The sequence below is a fragment of the Microbacterium sp. CFBP9023 genome, assembly GCF_034045055.1.
GTDB lineage: Bacteria > Actinomycetota > Actinomycetes > Actinomycetales > Microbacteriaceae > Microbacterium.
This window is the reverse complement of sequence record NZ_JAXCWI010000001.1, coordinates 60,039-78,038: the sequence shown is the minus strand read 5'-3', so window position 1 is coordinate 78,038 and position 18,000 is coordinate 60,039. Positions and strand designations below refer to the sequence as shown.

General features: G+C 66.8%; 16 protein-coding genes. 8 read left to right on the top strand and 8 right to left on the bottom strand.

What is annotated here, in order from left to right:
- Nucleotide 1 precedes the first annotated feature (1 nt).
- Together rfbB and rfbA are read right to left on the bottom strand one after the other, a co-directional pair.
- Nucleotides 2–1,000, bottom strand: coding sequence for a dTDP-glucose 4,6-dehydratase (rfbB, locus tag SOM10_RS00345; RefSeq protein WP_053095634.1), 999 nt, complete (start codon nucleotides 998–1,000; stop codon nucleotides 2–4).
- Entirely contained in the window at nucleotides 1,000–1,869 is an 870-nt protein-coding gene (gene rfbA, locus SOM10_RS00340; RefSeq protein WP_053095633.1) for a glucose-1-phosphate thymidylyltransferase RfbA, read from the bottom strand. Before rfbA ends, rfbB begins: the two co-directional genes overlap by 1 nt.
- A gap of 104 nt (nucleotides 1,870–1,973) precedes the next feature.
- Between rfbA and SOM10_RS00335 the strand changes: the two genes are divergently transcribed.
- From SOM10_RS00335 to SOM10_RS00320, 4 genes are read left to right on the top strand one after another with little or no spacing between them, the layout of a single operon-like run.
- On the top strand, nucleotides 1,974–4,259 hold the full coding sequence (locus SOM10_RS00335; RefSeq protein WP_320487938.1) for a hypothetical protein: 2,286 nt from the start codon (nucleotides 1,974–1,976) through the stop codon (nucleotides 4,257–4,259).
- Between the two features lie 37 nt (nucleotides 4,260–4,296).
- Complete coding sequence (locus tag SOM10_RS00330; RefSeq protein WP_285363049.1) at nucleotides 4,297–5,052, top strand: glycosyltransferase family 2 protein; 756 nt, start codon at nucleotides 4,297–4,299, stop codon at nucleotides 5,050–5,052.
- On the top strand, nucleotides 5,049–5,447 hold the full coding sequence (locus SOM10_RS00325; protein ID WP_053095630.1) for a DUF2304 domain-containing protein: 399 nt from the start codon (nucleotides 5,049–5,051) through the stop codon (nucleotides 5,445–5,447). Before SOM10_RS00330 ends, SOM10_RS00325 begins: the two co-directional genes overlap by 4 nt.
- Nucleotides 5,444–6,373 (top strand): glycosyltransferase, encoded by a 930-nt coding sequence (locus SOM10_RS00320; RefSeq protein ID WP_320487937.1) that lies wholly within the window; start codon nucleotides 5,444–5,446, stop codon nucleotides 6,371–6,373. The genes SOM10_RS00325 and SOM10_RS00320 overlap by 4 nt, the downstream gene beginning before the upstream one ends.
- Before the next feature lie 27 nt (nucleotides 6,374–6,400).
- Here the strand turns inward: SOM10_RS00320 and SOM10_RS00315 are convergent, their stop codons facing one another.
- On the bottom strand, nucleotides 6,401–7,402 hold the full coding sequence (locus SOM10_RS00315) for a glycosyltransferase (RefSeq protein ID WP_320487936.1): 1,002 nt from the start codon (nucleotides 7,400–7,402) through the stop codon (nucleotides 6,401–6,403).
- A 110-nt stretch (nucleotides 7,403–7,512) separates the two neighbouring features.
- On the opposite strand from SOM10_RS00315, the gene SOM10_RS00310 reads away from it, so the two are divergent.
- Together SOM10_RS00310 and SOM10_RS00305 are read left to right on the top strand one after the other, a co-directional pair.
- The gene (locus SOM10_RS00310) at nucleotides 7,513–8,775 is read left to right on the top strand and encodes a hypothetical protein (protein ID WP_320487935.1); all 1,263 of its coding nucleotides are present in this window, start codon (nucleotides 7,513–7,515) and stop codon (nucleotides 8,773–8,775) included.
- Nucleotides 8,768–9,541, top strand: coding sequence for a glycosyltransferase (locus tag SOM10_RS00305; protein ID WP_320487934.1), 774 nt, complete (start codon nucleotides 8,768–8,770; stop codon nucleotides 9,539–9,541). Before SOM10_RS00310 ends, SOM10_RS00305 begins: the two co-directional genes overlap by 8 nt.
- A gap of 31 nt (nucleotides 9,542–9,572) precedes the next feature.
- Here SOM10_RS00305 and SOM10_RS00300 read toward each other — a convergent pair whose 3' ends face one another.
- From SOM10_RS00300 to SOM10_RS00285, 4 genes are read right to left on the bottom strand one after another with little or no spacing between them, the layout of a single operon-like run.
- Nucleotides 9,573–10,463, bottom strand: coding sequence for a glycosyltransferase (locus SOM10_RS00300; protein WP_320487933.1), 891 nt, complete (start codon nucleotides 10,461–10,463; stop codon nucleotides 9,573–9,575).
- The gene (locus tag SOM10_RS00295) at nucleotides 10,460–12,400 is read right to left on the bottom strand and encodes a DUF6541 family protein (RefSeq protein WP_320487932.1); all 1,941 of its coding nucleotides are present in this window, start codon (nucleotides 12,398–12,400) and stop codon (nucleotides 10,460–10,462) included. Before SOM10_RS00295 ends, SOM10_RS00300 begins: the two co-directional genes overlap by 4 nt.
- A complete protein-coding gene (locus SOM10_RS00290) occupies nucleotides 12,397–13,299 on the bottom strand; it encodes a glycosyltransferase family 2 protein (protein WP_056278153.1) in 903 nt (300 codons plus the stop codon). The genes SOM10_RS00295 and SOM10_RS00290 overlap by 4 nt, the downstream gene beginning before the upstream one ends.
- Nucleotides 13,293–14,978, bottom strand: a complete 1,686-nt coding sequence (locus SOM10_RS00285; protein WP_056278150.1) for a glycosyltransferase — start codon at nucleotides 14,976–14,978, stop codon at nucleotides 13,293–13,295. Before SOM10_RS00285 ends, SOM10_RS00290 begins: the two co-directional genes overlap by 7 nt.
- Nucleotides 14,979–15,209: 231 nt before the next feature.
- Between SOM10_RS00285 and SOM10_RS00280 the strand changes: the two genes are divergently transcribed.
- The gene (locus SOM10_RS00280) at nucleotides 15,210–16,043 is read left to right on the top strand and encodes an ABC transporter permease (protein WP_053099057.1); all 834 of its coding nucleotides are present in this window, start codon (nucleotides 15,210–15,212) and stop codon (nucleotides 16,041–16,043) included.
- Nucleotides 16,027–16,770 carry an ABC transporter ATP-binding protein gene (locus tag SOM10_RS00275; RefSeq protein ID WP_053095621.1) on the top strand — a complete coding sequence of 248 codons (744 nt, stop codon included), beginning with the start codon at nucleotides 16,027–16,029 and terminating at the stop codon, nucleotides 16,768–16,770. The genes SOM10_RS00280 and SOM10_RS00275 overlap by 17 nt, the downstream gene beginning before the upstream one ends.
- Before the next feature lie 49 nt (nucleotides 16,771–16,819).
- Here SOM10_RS00275 and SOM10_RS00270 read toward each other — a convergent pair whose 3' ends face one another.
- Nucleotides 16,820–17,893 (bottom strand): glycosyltransferase, encoded by a 1,074-nt coding sequence (locus tag SOM10_RS00270; RefSeq protein ID WP_072591032.1) that lies wholly within the window; start codon nucleotides 17,891–17,893, stop codon nucleotides 16,820–16,822.
- Between the last annotated feature and the right edge of the window lie 107 nt (nucleotides 17,894–18,000).

Below are 18,000 nucleotides of genomic sequence, written 5' to 3'. Positions count from 1 at the left end.
GTCACTGTCCCTTCGACGCGTAGAACGCCTCGGTCTGGTCCTTGGACGGCGCCCACCACGATTCGTTGTCGCGGTACCAGGCGATGGTCGCGGCGAGTCCAGACTCGAAGTCGGCGAACTCCGGCTTCCAGCCCAGCTCGGTGCGCAGCTTGGTGGAATCGATCGCGTACCGCAGATCGTGGCCTGCGCGGTCCGTGACGTGGTCGTACGCGTCTCGCGGCTGGCCCATCTCCTCGAGGATGAGCTCGACGACGTCCTTGTTGTTCCGCTCTCCGTCGGCGCCGATCAGATAGGTCTCGCCGATCCGACCCTTCTCCAGGATCGTGAGCACGGCGGACGAGTGATCGTTCGCGTGGATCCAGTCCCGGACGTTCTCCCCGGCGCCGTAGAGCTTCGGCCGGATACCGCGGATGACATTGGTGATCTGCCGAGGGATGAACTTCTCGACGTGCTGGTAGGGGCCGTAGTTGTTGGAGCAGTTCGAGATCGTCGCCTGGACGCCGAACGAGCGGACCCACGCGCGCACGAGCAGGTCGCTGCCGGCCTTCGTCGACGAGTACGGCGACGAGGGGTTGTACGGCGTCTGCTCGGTGAACCGCTCGGGGTCGTCGAGCTCGAGGTCGCCGTACACCTCGTCGGTCGAGATGTGGTGGAACCGCGTCTCGTGCCGACGCGCCGCTTCCAGCAGCGTGTACGTGCCGATGATGTTCGTGTCCAGGAAGGGACGAGGACTGTGCAGCGAGTTGTCGTTGTGCGACTCCGCCGCGTAGTGCACCACGGCGTCCGCTTCTGCGGTGAGCCCGTCGACGAGCTCGGCATCGGTGATGTCACCGTGCACGAATCGCACCCGGTTCTCGGGGAGCCCCTCGAGCGACGCCCGGTTTCCGGCATAGGTCAGCGCGTCGAGCACCGTGACCGTGTGATCGGTGTTCTCCACCGCGTAGTGGACGAAGTTCGAGCCGATGAAACCGGCGCCTCCGGTGACGAGGATGTTCGACATCAACGACCTCTTTCCAGGGTCTCGAGCAGGTAGGTGCCGTATCCGGACTTCACGAGCTTCGTGGCCCGCTCGCGCAGGTCATCGTCGGTGAGGAAGCCCTGACGCCAGGCGACCTCCTCGGGGACGCCGATGCGCAGACCCGTGCGGCGCTCCATGGTGCGCACGTAGTCGCCGGCATCCGACATCTGGTCGAAGGTCCCGGTGTCGAGCCACGCTGTTCCGCGCGGGAGCACCTCCACCTGGAGCGCGCCTCGTTCGAGATAGGCGCGGTTGATGTCGGTGATCTCGTACTCGCCGCGAGCGCTGGGCTCGAGGGCGCGAGCGATCTCGACGACGTCGTTGTCGTAGAAATAGAGTCCGGGTACGGCGTAGTTGCTCTTGGGGTGCTCGGGCTTCTCCTCGAGCGAGACGGCACGACCGTCGGCATCGAACTCGACCACTCCGTAGGCGTTGGGCTCCGCCACCCAGTAGGCGAACACGGCGCCGCCCTCGACATCGGTGTAGCGCTTGAGCTGCGTTCCGAGCCCCGGGCCGTAGAGCAGGTTGTCACCGAGCACGAGCGCGACCTTGTCGTCGCCGATGAAGTCCGCTCCGATCACGAAGGCCTGTGCCAGGCCGTCCGGCGAGGGCTGCTGTGCGAAGGTGAGGTTCACTCCGAACTGCGAGCCGTCTCCGAGAAGCCGCTCGAACTGCTCGGCGTCGTGAGGCGTGGTGATGATCAGGATGTCTCGGATCCCGGCCAGCATCAGCGTCGACAGCGGGTAGTAGACCATCGGCTTGTCGTACACGGGAATCAGCTGCTTCGAGATGCCGATCGTGATCGGATGCAGTCGGGTTCCTGAGCCACCAGCGAGAATTATGCCTTTCACCCCCATATCGTGCCACATCCCAGCTGGGACTCAGACAGGCACGATTTACTTGCGTCACATCGTTCACACTGGCATCGTCTGTGCATTTCCGTCACAATGAGCAGGTGACCGGCTCAAAATCCCCCCACCTGCTCGGCCTCATCGCCAGTGCAGCGGCTGTCGTCTTCGCCGCATCCCTGCTCGTGGCGACGCCGGCCAACGCCGTCGCGCCCTCCTCCTCCGGCGCTTTGTCTACTGCGGGCGCCACGCTGACATCCTCGACCGCAGTGACGGGTTCCGCGGACACATCCATCCGGGACACCGCGAACCTCGCGCAGTTCAAGCCGGGGAACATCATCTCCGATGGCGTGTTCTTCCAGAGCGACACCATGTCCGCCGGCCAGATCGACTCGTTCTTCCGCGGGAAGGTGGCTTCGTGCCGAGGTGGGTACGTCTGCCTCAAGGACTACCGTCAGAACACACCGAACCGTCCTGCGGACAGCTACTGCCGCGGATACTCCGGAGCGCCGAACGAGTCGGCGGCGACGATCATCGCGCGGGTCGCGCAGTCCTGCGGCATCAACCCGCGGGTGCTCATCGTCATGCTCGAGAAGGAGCAGAGCCTCGTCACGCACACGTGGCCGAGCACCTGGCGCTTCGACATGGCCCTCGGCCAGGGGTGCCCGGACACTGCGCCGTGCGATCCGGCCTACGCAGGCTTCTTCTACCAGATCTACGGCGCCGCCCGGCAGATGCAGATCTACGCCGAGGGACGCTGGTTCACGTACTACGCGCCGGGGAAGACCTGGAACATCCTCTACCACCCCAACCGGGCCTGCGGGTCCGCCCCGGTCAGGGTCGAGAACAAGGCGACCGCCGCTCTGTACTACTACACGCCCTACCAGCCGAATCGGGCGGCGCTCAACGCCGGATACGGCACCGGGGACGGATGCTCCAGCTACGGCAATCGCAACTTCTACCAGCTCTTCACCGATTGGTTCGGCAGCACTCAGACGACGGGCGCCGCTCCGGCCACCCTCGCGCAGGTGCCGGGTCGCGCGGAGATCTACCTCGTGCAGTCCGGTGTCCGCCACCATGTCGTCGCTGCGGAGGACCTCGCCGCGCTGCGGTCGAGGCTCGGCGGTGCCGTGTCCGTGGCCGCGGCGTACCTCGACCCGATGCCCGAGGGCAAGCCGGTCACGCGGTACGTGCACGACCCTCGCACCGGGACGCTGTACCTCCTGGAACCGGACGGCACCCGCCACCGCTTCGTCGACGCTGCTCAAGTCGCCCTGTTCGGATACGCGTTCAGCTCGTACGTCAACCTCACCGGCACCACTGCGGACCGATTCTCCGAGGGTGCCCCTGTCGGTTCGTTCTTCCGCTCGGGGGCGGACCCCGAGGTCTACCTCTACCAGGGCGGTCTGCGCAGGCATGTGGCCAACCAGCAGACCTGGCTCGAGGTCTCCAAAGGAACATCCGGGTACGTCGCGTCGATGAAGCCGTCCGCGGCCGCATCGATCGGCAACGGGCTCCTCGTCATCAAGGCGAACAGCCTGATCCGCGCCGCGGGAACACAGGATGTGTTCCTCACGCTTCTCGGCGACCGCCTGCTGCGCGTACCGAGCACCGCCCTCGCCCGTGAGTTCGGCGCTGCCGGCATCACCGTGGTGCCGAGCAGCTCGGTCGCAGCCAACACGAGAGTCGGTTCGACGCTCACCCCCGTCGTCTCGTGCGGCAGCAGCACTCTGATCGCCGCGGGCGGCAAGCTCCATCCGGTGTCGGGCACGCAGTATGGCGGCATCAAGCCGACCACGCTGGGCAGCGGGGAATGCGGCGCGATGCCCCGCTCGAAGACCACGGTCTCCGCACCTCTGTTCATCCAGCCGCAGGGAGCCCCGGAGATCTACGTCGTCTCGGGCGGCACGCTGCGTCATGTGCCGTCCCCTGCCGACCTGCTGGCCCTCAACGGGTCCAGGCCGTTGAAGGTGCTGCCCTGGTCACCGGCCACCGTCGAATGGTTCGGCACCGGTGCGGCGAACCTGCCCGAGAAGTCGTTCGTGCGATTCACCGGGCGCGAGGAGATCTACCGATACGAGAACGGGACGTTGCGTCACGTCCGCAGCATCAAGACCCTGCTCCAGCTGAACGGGGGAACCGCGCCGCGCGAATACGTGCTCCCGGGTGATCAGCTGTCGCGATACAAGGTGGGATCCCCTCTGCTGACCAGCGGAACCGACTTCGTGCAGTTCACCGGCGCGCCGGAGATCTACTTCTACGAGAACGGCAAGCTCCGGCATGTGACGTCGATCGGGGTTCTCCTCCGGCTCGGTGGAGGGCGTGCACCCGCAGTGCTCCAGCTCGCCCCCGCCTTCAAGGCCGACTACGCCATGGGCGCTCCGATCACGTGATCGTCGCGTTCGGCCGATCGGATAGGATCGGTGAACTATGAGCTTGTCGTCGGACCGTGTCCTCGTGATCGTCCCCGCATGGAACGAGGCCCGCAACGTCGGACGCACCGTGCACGAGATCCGGGCAGCGAGCGCCGACTTCGATCTGCTCGTCGTCGACGACGGATCGACCGATGACACGAGCGCGGTCGCGCGAGAGGCCGGCGCCACGGTCATCTCCCTCCCCTTCAACCTCGGCGTCGGCGGAGCGATGCGCACCGGCTTCACGTACGCGAAGCGCCACGGCTACACCCGGGCCATCCAGGTCGACGCCGACGGCCAGCACAACCCCGTCGACATCGCGCGAGTCCTCGACGGCCTCGACACCGCGGACATCTCGATCGGCGCACGTTTCGCGGACGTCGGCGACTATTCGGTTCGCGGCCCGCGCCACTGGGCGATGGTGTTCCTGGCCAAGACCGTGTCCCGGGTCGCGAAGACCCGTCTGACAGACGTGACGAGCGGCTTCCGCGCTGCCAACAGCAGAGCCATCGAACAGTACGTCCGCTATTACCCCGCCGAGTACCTCGGCGACACCATCGACTCGCTCGTCGCAGCGTGCCACGCCGGATTGACAGTGACGCAGGTGCCGGTGGCCATGCGGCCGCGCGTGCACGGCACCCCGAGTCAGGGCCCGATCGGAGCATCGATCTACCTGCTGCGTTCGGTGTTCACCCTCGGCCTGGCGATGCTGCGACGACCCGGTTCGACGAGTCGGTCCGCATCCGTGGGCGAACCGGAGGTCGCACGATGATCGTCATCGTCGGGATCGCTCTCGCTCTCGTCATCCTCGCACTGGTCTTCTGGATGCTGCTGACGCGACGTCTTCGCGAGAAGTACGCGGTGATGTGGATCGTCATCGCGCTGAGCGTCCTGCTGCTCGGGATCTTCCCCCAGCTCCTGCTCTGGGCGACATCGCTGCTCGGTGTGCAAGTGCCGGCGAACCTGCTGTTCGCTCTCGCGATCACCCTGCTCCTGGGAGTCGCGCTGCACCTCTCCTGGGAGCTCTCCCAGGCGGAGGACGAGATCCGCCGCGTCGCGGAGGAAGCGGCGCTGTCGCGCGCGGAGATCGACCGGTTGGATCGCCGCATCGCCGCTCTGGAGGCTCAGCACCGCGGCCGCGACGCCGACAGCGCTCCCCCGGCATGACGTCCGGAGCCCCGAGCGCCGATGTCTGGGGCGTCGTCACCGTGCATCGCCCGGCACAGGTGCCTCCGCTTCTGGGAGATCTCGCTCCGCAAGTCACCGGCATCATCGTGGTCGATGACGGCAGCGGTGCAGAGTTCGACGTGATCCGCGCGGACATCGCATCGACCGGTGCGCAGGTGATCACGTTGGAGAGCAACCGCGGCATCGGTGCGGCACTGAATCACGGCATCCGCTGCGCCATCGAACACGGCGCGAGCGCGGTCGTGACATTCGACCAGGACTCGACCATCGCCCCCGGCTTCGTAGCCGCTCTGGGCGCCGCGCACGAGCATGCGCGCGCGCACGGCGTTCCCGCGGGCCCCGTGGTTCCGGAGTTCTTCGCGGACGTCTCCCAGGCCGGGTCATCGACGCCGCAGGGAGTGGTCCACGCCGCCCACGCGATCCAGTCGGGCATGTATCTTCCGTCAGAGGTGCTCGAACGGGTCGGGCTGATGGACGAAGCCCTCTTCATCGACCTCGTGGATACGGACTTCGAGATCCGCTGCCTGGATGCCGACCTGCCGTGCATCGTCGCCCCCGGCCTCCGCCTGCCCCACCGCCTGGGTGCACGCTACCGGGTACCCGGCCCGCTCGGAGAGGTGCTTCCCACCCTCACGCTGAGCACGCCGTTCCGGTACTACTACAGAGCGAGGAATCGGATCGTCGTGGGACGGCGGCATCCGCGTCACCGGGCGCGCCTGCGTCGCGACGCGCGAGCCGACTACGCGTACTTCCTCATCGCGTGGATGCTGGCCAGGCCCCGATCCACCATGCGCAAGCTGCTCATCGCGGGGTTCCGTGACGGACGCGCTGAGCGCCTGGGCAGGATGAGCCCGGAACTCGCCGCTGACGCCGCTCGAGTCACCTGGCGCGCGCGCCCTGTGTGACCGGCGCGAGATCTGCGAAGGGACCGCTCAGCGTGCCACCGTCGGAGTGCGCCGCCGGCCCCGGATCAGCCACCCCGCTGCCCAGCTCGCGACATAGGCGATGACGAAAGGCGTCGGGACGGCCCGCGTGCGGCGAACCCTCCGCAACATCCCCAGGGTCACCGGCAGTCGCCGACCCGAGCCGAAGAGCCGATCCAACTCGATCGCGCGTGCCGCGCGGGGATCACGCTCCAGGAGCGTCTGCGCCATGAGCTGGCGCCACCCCACATAGATCCAGAACAGCATCCGGGTCATCGCGGACGGCGTCGCCGCCCCCTCGTACCGCACGGCGAACGTGACGGCATTGCCCCAGGCTCTCCGCAGAGTCGCGATCGGTCCGAGTCTCAGCCTGCTCGGGTCGCCGAACACGTTCGCGGAGTGCTGCACGTAGTCCTGCACGACCTCATCCGCGATGCGACCGCCTCCCTGCGCCATCCCGACGACAGCGAGCCAGTGATCGTGCGCGACCGTGTGTGAGGAGAGGCGGGGAAACGGCAGCGCCGTCGTCAGCAGGTCTCGGCGGAAGAGGCATAGCGAACCGGTGAACTGATTCACGATCATCGTCGATGCCGGGTCGAGCTGCCGGCGGTCGGTGAATCCGAGCACCTCGTCACCGGGATGGGACACCAGACGCGCCTGCCCGGAGACGATCGCCGAATCCGAGAGGTACGGGAGCAGCTTCTCGAGCTTGTCGGGATACCAGAAGTCGTCCTGGTCGCTCAGCGCCACCCACTCGGTCTCGGCGGGCACCGCTGCGAGACCCCTCTCGAAGTTCAGGTAGAAACCCAGGCGTCTGCCGTCCGCGACGATGCGGAAGCGCTCGTCCCCGGCCGCGACCTCGGCGACGACCTCCTCGACGGTCTCCAGTTCTCCGTCGACGGAGATGATGCACTCCCAGTCGGTGACCGTCTGATCGCGAATAGAGGCGAGCTGGCGGGTGAAGAGTTCCCGGGAAGGTCGGTAGGCGGCGAGCACGATGACACCAACCATGGGACCCTGACCTCTCGTTCACGCCGACTCAAGTAGTCTAGGGTCGCACGCGTTCACGTCCGCGCCATCCGGAATGGTGTCGGGCCGCAATGGTCCGAGGAGTCCCATCGATGAAGGTTCTGCTGTCACGCTTCGCGGGCTTCAGCGCCGTTCCTCTGATCTCATTCGTCGCGCCGCTGTTCCTGCTGCCGATCATCCCGAACGTCTTCGGTCTGGCGGCGTGGGGCTCCGTGGGGACGGCTCAGGCCGTGGGAACCGTCTGCGCGATAGTCGCGGGATTCGGCTGGAACATCTCGGGCGGAGCGCGCATCGCGCTCAGTGCCGACGACGACGCCCGACGTCAGCTCTTCGGTGATTCGTTCTGGTGCCGCGGACTGCTCGTCGTCGCGGCGGGACTCGTCGGTGCCGCCCTCAGCTCGGCCCTGGTTCCCCCCGAGTTCCGCCTTGTCGCCGCCCTCGTCACGCTGGCGACCACCGCCGCGGCCATGACCGTCGTCTGGTACGCAGTCGGCGTCGGGGATGCGCGGGTCGTCCTGCTGTTCGAGACCGTGCCGGTGAGCCTCAGCGTCGCTCTCGCGATCCCGCTCCTCCTGCTCACCGAGCAGCTGCTGTGGTATCCGGTCCTCACTCTGATCGGCTTCCTCACCGGCCCGTTGCTTCTGAACCTCCGCCTCTACCGACGACCCGTGCCTCCGTTCGCCGGGCGGCGCATCCTGCGCGCATATCGCGCGAACGTCTCGGTCGCCGCGGCCGAGACGATCGGCGGAACCTACACCTCTGCGCCCATCCCGCTCGCCCAGGGCCTCCTCGGCGCGACGGCCAGTGGTCAGGCGACCTCCGCCGACAAGTTCTTCCGCATCGCCCTCTTCGCCGTCACGGTGCTGTCGAACACTCTGCAGAAGTGGGTGCTCGAAGTGTCTTATGCGCATGGCCGGGCGCGCCGCCATCTCGTGGCATTCGGCCTCCACACAGCCCTCGCTCTCTTCGGCGGTACGGCGCTGGCTCTGCTCGGCCCTGTGCTGTCCACGCTCCTGTTCGGCCGGGCAGCGACGCCCGAGATCGCCGTGTTCCTGGGCTTCGGCGCCACCTTCGCGCTGACGAGCCTGACGACCCCCTTCATCCGCAACGTCCTGGTGCCGGCCGGCCTGAACCGCTACGTGCTCTACGGCACCCTCGGCGCCGCTGTCGTCGGAGTGCCGCTCATGATCTGGGCGTCCCAGTGGGGTCTCAGCGGGATCATCGCCGGCCTCGCCGCCTCGGAGCTCGTGATCCTCGCCGTCGTCGGGTCGGCCGGAACACATCATCTGCTGCGGGAGAGGCGGGCGGCTTTCGCTCTCGTGGCACCGTCTGAGGGAGGAGTCGCACATGACTGAGACCGTGTGCGTATGCATGGCGACGTACAACGGCACAGGGTATCTGCGCGAGCAACTCGACTCGATCCTCGCGGGACTGCGGCCGGACGATCAGGTCGTCATCGTCGACGACGCGAGTACCGACGGCACCGTCGCCCTTCTCGAGACATACCGCGATGCGCGCGTGACCGTGTACAGAAACCCGAAGAACCTCGGTTACGTCAAGACGTTCGAGCGTGCGCTGTCGCTGGCGGACCGTGACGTCATCTTCCTCTCCGACCAGGACGATGAGTGGGTCCCCGGGCGTCGCGACCTGTTGGTCGAGGCACTCCGCGACCGCTCGATCGCCGCCGGCGACCTGGTGCTGCTCCCTGACGACTCGCCACTGAGCTCGCCGCTCACCGGACGACCCTGGCGCCTCGCTCCGCTGCCCTCGGGCGGATCGCTGGCGAACGAGCTGCGTCTGCTGGCCGGCGATGCCCCCTACTACGGCTGCGCGATGGCGATCCGACGTGAGGCCTCGGAGCTGATCCTGCCTTTCCCGCGGTTCCTGGTCGAGTCCCACGACCTGTGGATCGCGACGGTCGGCAACACGGCCCGTGTGCTCGCGCATGTGCAGAGCCCGGTTCTGCGACGTCGGCTGCACGATGCCAACGCGTCGGCACCGAGACCACGGGGTCTCCGCAAGGCTCTGCAGTCGCGGTGGATGCTTCTCCGTGCCTGGCGCGAGGCATCACGTCGCGTCGCCGCGGCACGGCGACTCAGCCGAGGCCGCTCAGCCCCGTAGACAGCGGCTGAGCCGCTTCCCGTGCCGACCCTCAGCGGGGATCCGCGACGTGTGCCAGGGCCGACCGCACACCCCGCGCCGTGCCATGCCTCAGGACGAGGGGCAACGCGGCGATCCCGTGCAGACGGGACATGAGACGTACTCTCGCGGTCCGCGCTGTGCGGCTCCATCCCCGCGCAGCGGCCGATCGACGCGCGATGCGGTAGTACCGACGCTCGTCGAGGAAACGACTGCCGTCGAGCAGCGTCTTCTGAGACGCGCTCGCAAGATGACGCCGATAGGAGAACGCGAGCGGCGGCGTATACGCCAGCGTGCCCCCGTCGAACGCGATGTCCATGAGGAGAGCGAGATCCTGGATGACGGCGAGGTCATCCGTGAAGTCGATCCTGCGCAGCGTCTCGACCCGCAGCGAGAGCGAGGGCCAATACAGCCAGTTGCCCCGGATCAGCGTCGTGGCCATGTCAGGGCCGTTGAACACGGTGATCCCCTGGCCCTTCGGGGTGAGCAGGCGCTGCTTGATCCGATCGACGAGGGGCAGCACGACCGCGCCGCGCTCATCGATGACCTGGACTCCCGGCTGGATCACATCCGCGTGGGGCACGGCACGCGCCGCGGCGCGGACGACCGCCACGTAGTTCGGGTGCAGGAGGTCGTCGCAGCCGAGGATCGTGACGAAGTCCCCGGACGCGCGGCGGACCGACTCCCGGAAGTTCTCGGTGATCCCGACGTTGTGCTCGTTCCGGGTGTAGATGATCCGCTCGTCCGACTCCTCGTCGAAGTGCGCCGCGACAGAGTCATCGGGATAACAGTCGTCGATGACGGTCAGCCGCCAGTCCGGGTCCGTCTGGGCGCGCACCGATTCGACGGTCTCGTAGAGCTGTTCGGGGTCTCCCCAGAAAGGCACGAAGATCTCGTACGTCATGAGCCGAGTCCGCACGAGACGATCTTGTAGAGCTTCGCATCTCCGCGCTGCTCGACGAGCTCGACGTAAGGCGAGCTCTCGAGGTCGTCGAGTCCCGAGTAGTCGCCGTCGTTCTCCTGGAAGTCGCCGTCGGCGCTGAAGTCGAGGACGTACGCGACACCGGTGTCCTCGAGGGCGTCGCACACCTGCGGAGAGTCGCCGTCTGTGTTCAGCTTCGTGTTGATCGCCTCGGCGTCGTCGGTGAGGTCCATCAGGAGATGCGGCATGAGGACGCGTCGCCCGCTCACGCCATAGGCGAAGGACGCTCCGGTCCACGGGTCCCCCGCGATGACGGCATCCTCGGGAACGAGCTCGTCGAGATCCTCCATGAGATCGAGCTCGTCCGGAGACAGGATCGGCCCACCCGGTCGCAGCTCGTAGGTGAACTCGATATCTGCTGCGGCCTGCCGGATCGCGGCGTTCTGGGTGACTCCGACGAGTGCGATCACGACGACGGCGATCAGGACGATCGGCAGACGCTCGGAGAAGCGCCGCACCGGCGCGAGCAGGCGCTGACGAAGAAGCCATGTGACCAGCACGATGCCACCGAGCGCAGCGAGCGGGAGGACTCCGATCGCCCAGAACGCGGCGATACGAGGCGGGTTGTTGTACCACGGGGCCGTGAACCAGAACCGGAGCGTCTCATACGGTGACGCCGACACGATGATGTAGAGCACGGCGGAGATGACCGCCATCGCCAGGACCGACCACCGCGCATAGGTGCCTCGGCGGATCACGCTGTACGCGCCGATGATCATCAGCGCGGTGATCCCGAGCGAACTCGGGTAGCCGTACACGCTCGCCGCGACGACCTCTCCGATGGAGTCGGGCACGGTGTTGATGATGGGCCAGTAGATCTGGCTTCCGGGGGGACGCACGACCTGCAGGAGGACCACGCCGACGGCGGCGTAGGCGACGAGCAGGCCGATCGCGATCACCCGCGGGCGTCCGGGAGCCCTCATCTGATGCAGAAGCCTGGCAAGGACGAAAGGCACCGTGAGAGCGACGACCGCCATGAGAGCCCCGGGGTGCGCGACACCCAGGCCCGGCACGACGAGCATCAACAGCAGGGCCCAGTCCTGGCGGCGCGACACTCGCCCGGGCCTGAGCAGCCACCAGGCGACGACGATCGCGGCCGGAGCCACGGCCAGGCCGAGGAACAGCGGATAGAGCACCCCGTAGTGCAGGAGCAGGAAGGGGAACGCGGGGAAGGCGGCAGCCAGAGCGCCCGCGATCACCGTCATGATCTGGTTTCGTCCCAGAAGCTCGCGCACGAGGAACACCGCACCGATCGGCCAGACGACCGCCGCGACGACGATGATCATCGCATTGGTGGCGAGGGGCACGGATGCTCCGCTCAGGGCGACGACGATGGAGACGAGCGCGTGCCATCCGGACGGGTAGAAGGGGACGCCGGCCGGCGACGTCATGCTTCCCAGCCACAGCGGCGATGCGTTCCCGGTGTCCAGGACGTACTGCACAGCGTTCAGATGGAAGAAGTTGTCGTAACGCTGTGAGAAGAACTCTGGGTCGTGCATGCTCCGCACGAGCACGAACGCGATCAGCGCAGCGGGCACTGCGATGGAGACGATGATCGCGACCAGCTGCCTCGCGCTCACGTGCGTGCGTGGTCGCGCCGGGACTCCGACGTGCTTCGACCAGAAGAAGGCGGCGAGCGACGCCACCGCGGTGAGTACGAGGACGGGCAGGATGCTCCATCGGATTCCCACGAAAGGCGCTGCGATGGCGGCGACCGCGACGAGGGAGACGCTCAGCGCCGGTGCCAGCGCGAGGAGTCTCATTCCGCGCAGGCGGATGAGGAAGCCGAGCAGGAGTCCCGGGAGGAAGAGAAGAGCTCCGGTGACGATCAGTGCGGGCAGGATCGAGACCCAGCTCACGCCGCCTCAGCCTCCGGGTAGCGGACCTTCGGATTGAAGGTGATGCCCTTCAGCCACTTGCCGAGCAGCTTCGCGCGCAGATCCAGCGGGACGCGACCGCGGTGCAGGCTCACGAAAAGCCGTGCGCCGAACTCGATGAAGTACAGGAATCCGCGATGGTGCAGCTGCCAGGAGGCCTCGTTGCGCACGCCGTACGAGAACTTCCAGAGGCTCTTGCGGTCGACCATCGCGAAGTTCACTCCGCGGTTGTCGCCCATGTCGTGGACCACGACGCTGTCGAGCACCTGCACGCCGGGACAGCGAGCGGTGAGGCGAAGGGTGTACTCGCGGTCGTCGAACCAGATGAAGTACTCGGAGTAGGGAAGCCCGTACTCCGCGATCGCCCAGCGTGGAATGAGCACGGAGACGAACGAGCACGCTGTGACCATGACATTGTTCTGGCCCTTGACGAGCAGACGACCCCAGTCCCACGTCGTCACGGGGTTGTTCATCTCGCAGATGCTGCCGTCGGTGAACTCGACGACGGAACATGCGAAGGGGACGTCGCCGCCGAGTTCCTGGACGGCCCCGTCGAATCCGGCGATGAGGCTCTCGAGCGCTTCCGGCTTCGGATAGCAGTCATCGTCCATGATCCACACGTGGTCCGCGCCGGAGGCGTATCCGCGCAGCATCCCCTCGGAGAAGCCACCCGCTCCCCCGGAGTTGGTCGACATGGTCACGACTTCGAGGGGGACGGACGTCTCGAGGGATGCCAGGTACTCCGCCGTGCCGTCGGTCGAGGCGTTGTCGATGACGAACAGCGTCTCGACGGCGTGCGTCTGCGCCTCGATCGATGCGATCACCGTCTTCAGCTTCTCGAGCCGATTGAACGTGACGACCACTCCAGCGACACTCACCATGAGCCCACCTCTTCCTTGAACCATGAACTCGCGGACTGCTGGGACAGCAACTTCTTCTCCGCCTTGCGCTCCTTCCGCCACAGCGCTTCCCTCGACTCCTCGTCGTCGACGAGCGGGGCCACCGCCTCGGCGAGTCGACGGGCGGCGACACGTGCGTGACGCGGAACCAGAGCGGATTCGGGGATGATGTCGCTCTGTGCACCGACATCCGTCGAGATCACGGGCACACCGTGTGCGATCGCCTCGAGCGTCGTGAGCGTGAGTCCCTCATTGTGTGACGCGACGACGAGCACATGCGCTTCATCGAGCGTCTCGGAGACAGGGGTGTCCGAGCTGCGTCGGACGATGTCCTCCCCCAGCCCCTCGGCACGGATGATGTCATCGACCCAGCTCGACAGCTCGCCGCCGCCGTGAAGGATGAAACGCAGCGAGTATCCCTGGCGCTTCAACCGCCTCGCCATGGTGATGTACACCTCGGGCGCCTTCTGCCGGGCCATCCGGCCGATGAACGCGACGGTGAACTGCTCACCCGCGGTCCGCGGACGGAACACGGCATCCTTCGGCTTCACGGTGAGTCCGCCGAGCGGTGCCATGACCACACGGTCAGCAGGGATGCGCTGCACATCGGTCATCCAGCGGGCGAGGCTCGGCGAGATGACGTGATGCGTCGTGATCGATCGGGACGCGATCGCACTGCTCAGCGGATACCCGCCGCCGGTGTACTCGACGATGTGAGTGCTGTCGATGATGGGGATGCCGGGACGCGATGCGGCGATCCAGGCGACCCGGTCGTACAGCCACTGGTTGTGGTGGATGACGACACCGCGCACGTCGAAGGTGCGCAGCAGCGAGCGGAGCAGCGGTTCGACGCCGGCGGTCTGCGAGGTGACGGTGGGCTCGGAGAACGGGATGAGCAGCGCTCCGTCGAGCTCGGGCCGCGTGACCCATGGCTGGTGAGAGTCCCGATTGGTCAGCACGATGGGAAGGAAGCCGGCTTCGCGCACCAGACGCACCGTTTCGAACGCCCAGAGTTCGGCGCCACCGAGCTCGAACCAGTGGAGTCCGATGATCACGGCCTTCGGCGCCCCGTCGAGAACCGGGCCGGCCGGCACGATCACGTCGTCCTCGTGTGCGCCCCCCGGACGGAACTCCGCCTCGTAATCACGAGGCTCGATGGCCGTCGTGAGCTTGCGGCGGAATCTGAGCAGCGAGAGGTCCCGGGCGTCGTCGTAGAGCAGCGGCGCGCGCGACTTGACGCTCCGTGCGATCCGGCCGACCAGGCCGGGACGCTGCGGGCGGTAAGGGTCCGAGTCGAGCACATCGTCGGATGACACGTGCAGATGCCTGGCGGGCGACGCCACGAGACGGGCCGAGGCCGCTTCCGCACGCTCGGGCTCACGCTCTTCGACGGAGACGGAGCTGACGATGTCGAAGCTCCCGATGCGGTGTCGGTTGTTCCTCGAGAGTCCGTCGAACGTGCTGTCGTCGGTCAGTCGAGGCGTCGTCTCCACCGAGCCGTCGTAGAGATGGATCCGCAGCTTTCGCTGAGGTGCCATGAGCGCGTGGAAGTTCAACGCGCCGACGAGAAGGCGGCGTTCGCGCTCCGACAGATCGGCGCCCGTCTGCGGGTCCTCGAAGCGGAAGAGTGCAGGCTGATCGAGAGCTTGAAGAGGTGTCACGGATACAGTTTGCTTTCGGATCGACGGACGCACGAGACCTCCGCGATCCTACCAGCGGCCCAGCCCCTGACCCTGGGTTGCGCCTGTGCCGCGCGTTCGGGCGCATCCCCATCGATCTGCCAGGGACACCGCGCGGAGGATCGTATGATTGCTCTCGGTGCGCCCGAGACCGTCGGCGCCTCGGAAGGTGGAATCGCGGTGCAACAGGCTCGCACAGCCGACGACCAGAGAATGACGACTCCTGGCGCGAATCGAGGGCTCCTCGAGGTCTTCCGGCAACGGCATCTCCTCTCGCTCATCGTGCGCAAGGAAGTCCAGATCCGGTATCGGGGGTCCATCTTCGGCTGGCTGTGGTCGTACGTGAAGCCACTCGTGCAGTTCGTGGTGTTCTTCGTCGCGATCGGCGTCTTCCTCGGCCTGAACGACCGCGTCGACTACTTCCCGATCTATCTGCTCTCGGGCATCACCGTGGTGACCTTCTTCAACGAGGCCTTCTCCAACGGCACCCGGTCCCTGGTCGACAACGCGGCGCTCATCAAGAAGATCTACCTGCCTCGCGAGATGTTCCCGATCGCCAGCATGATGATCGCCGCCGTGAACACGGTGCCGCAGATCATCGTCGTGATCGCCATCTCGCTGTTCTTCGGGTGGGCTCCCACCTTCGCCTCGCTCGGCGCCATCCTTCTCGCACTCGTCATCATCGCCGTGCTCGCCAGTGGTCTCGGGCTCTTCTTCGGGTCGATCAACGTGACGTTCCGCGATGCGCAGAGCTTCGTCGAGATCATCGTGATGGTCGCGATCTGGGCCTCCCCCGTGATGTACGAGTGGACGCAGGTCGCCAATGTCGTACCCGACTGGCTCTTCGTCCTCTATCGACTGAACCCCATCACCGCCGCCGTGGAGCTCTTCCACTACGGCGTCTGGTTCCCGCTCGGGCCTGACGCGTCCCCGCTCCCCGACGTGTGGATGTATGGGCTCATCGCCCTCGTGACGTCTCTCATCGCGCTGGTCATCGGCCAGCTCGTCTTCCGCCGACTGGAGGGCCGCTTTGCCCAAGATCTCTGATGCGCAGCCACTTCCGCGGATCATCATCGACGACGTCCACAAGACCTTCAAACTCCGGCACACGCATTCGATCAAGGAGACGGCTCTCGCCGCGATCCGTCGCAAGCCGCTGACGACCGACTTCCACGCCCTGGACGGCGTGTCGTTCGACATCCAGCAGGGCGAGTCCGTCGCTCTCCTCGGTTTCAACGGATCGGGCAAGTCGACGATGCTCAAGCTGATCTCGGGTGTTCTCGAGCCCGATGCCGGCACCGTGCTCACTCGCGGCCGCATCGCCGGCCTGATCGAGGTCGGCGCGGGGTTCCACCCCGATCTGTCCGGACGCGAGAACATCTTCCTCAACGCCGCGATCCTCGGCATGAGCAAGAAGGAGACCGAGGCTCGGTACGACGAGATCGTCGCGTTCAGCGAGATCGAGCAGTTCATCGACACCGAGGTGAAGCACTATTCGTCCGGCATGTTCCTCAGACTCGCGTTCTCCGTGGCGATCCACACCGAGATGGACGTCCTGCTGATCGACGAGATCCTCTCGGTCGGCGACGAGCCGTTCCAGAAGAAGTGCCTCGCTCGCGTGCGCGAACTGCACGCTGAGGGGAAGACGCTCGTCGTGGTCAGCCACGACCTCAACATGGTCTCGAACCTGTGCGACCGCGGCATCCTGCTTCAGAAGGGCAAAGTGCGCTTCGACGGACCGAGCGCGGAAGCCGTCGAGGTCATGCGCTCCTGAGAGCCCGCTGACGCTGTCGGCGAGCTCGACGACAGCGGTGAGGGTCGTCTCAGAGATCCGCGTGGAGTCCCCACACACGCTCGGCCGCGCCGAGCCAGGAGAACGACCTCGATCGATCCGCGCCGAGCACGCTCAGACGCCGTGCGCCGTCTCCGACCGCATCGACCACGGCCTCGGCCATCTCGGTCGACGGCACGATCGCGCCCCCGTCAGCGATCACATCCTGATGGACTCCGCTGTCGACGGCGACCACCGGCACACCGAGGGTCATGGCCTCGACCGCACGCCATGGCCACGCAGCGCGTGGGCTGGTCGCGACCAGCGCCGACGCCCCGGCGAAGACGGCCGCCCGATCCTCCGTCGACAGAGCGCCACGGATGTGGGCCCGTGCTTCAGGCAGCCCGGCGGCCACTGCGACCTCGACGAGTCGCGGTTCTGCCCCCTCCGGAGCGTCGAGCACGACGGCATCCCTGCCGGATGCGACAGCTGCCCGGAAGCCGTGCTCGAGCGACTGCGCCGATCCGGTGAGCAGCACATACCCTTCCGTCAGGGACAGAGCGGCTCGTCGTTCTCGCGCGTCGAGGGGCATAACCAGAGCAGTTGGGGCGGCCCCAGGGATGACGCGGATCCGTCCGCTCAGCTTCGCGATCTCCGCCAGTCGCTCACCGACCGAGTGGGAGGGCACCACGACGGCATCCGCGTGCTTGACGGCTCGCTTCAGCATCGCCCGCTGCCAGGCGACCACGGACTTGGTGAGCGAATCCGGCTCGTCCCACGCCTGCAGATCCCACAGCGTGACTGTCGTCTGATCGAGGTCGTGCAGGCGGTCGTGACGCACCAGCGGAGCCATCAGGGTCGGCGAGTGGATGAGCCCCCCGCCCACCCCGGGGACGATGCCCAACTGCCAGGACGCCGCGAGCTCGCGCCGCGCGAGTGACAGTCTGCGCACGTCGACCAGACCCGGGATCTGCACGTCGACGCCCGACGGGACGATGGCCTCGACCTCGCACCCGGAGGGGGCGGTCGAGATGAGCGCAGCGGTGAGGTCCGACGCGGCTGAGGCGTGGTCCGCGTGCACGACATGCGTCAGCTGATCCAGAACAACACGCAGCCGAGCACCCATGCGACAACAGTAATCGCCCACCCGCCCCGAACCTGGGAGCAGCACCGGGTGCGCGGAGGATTGCGGGGCCGTCCGCCGCCGATATCTCGCTTCGTGCTTGAATGCAG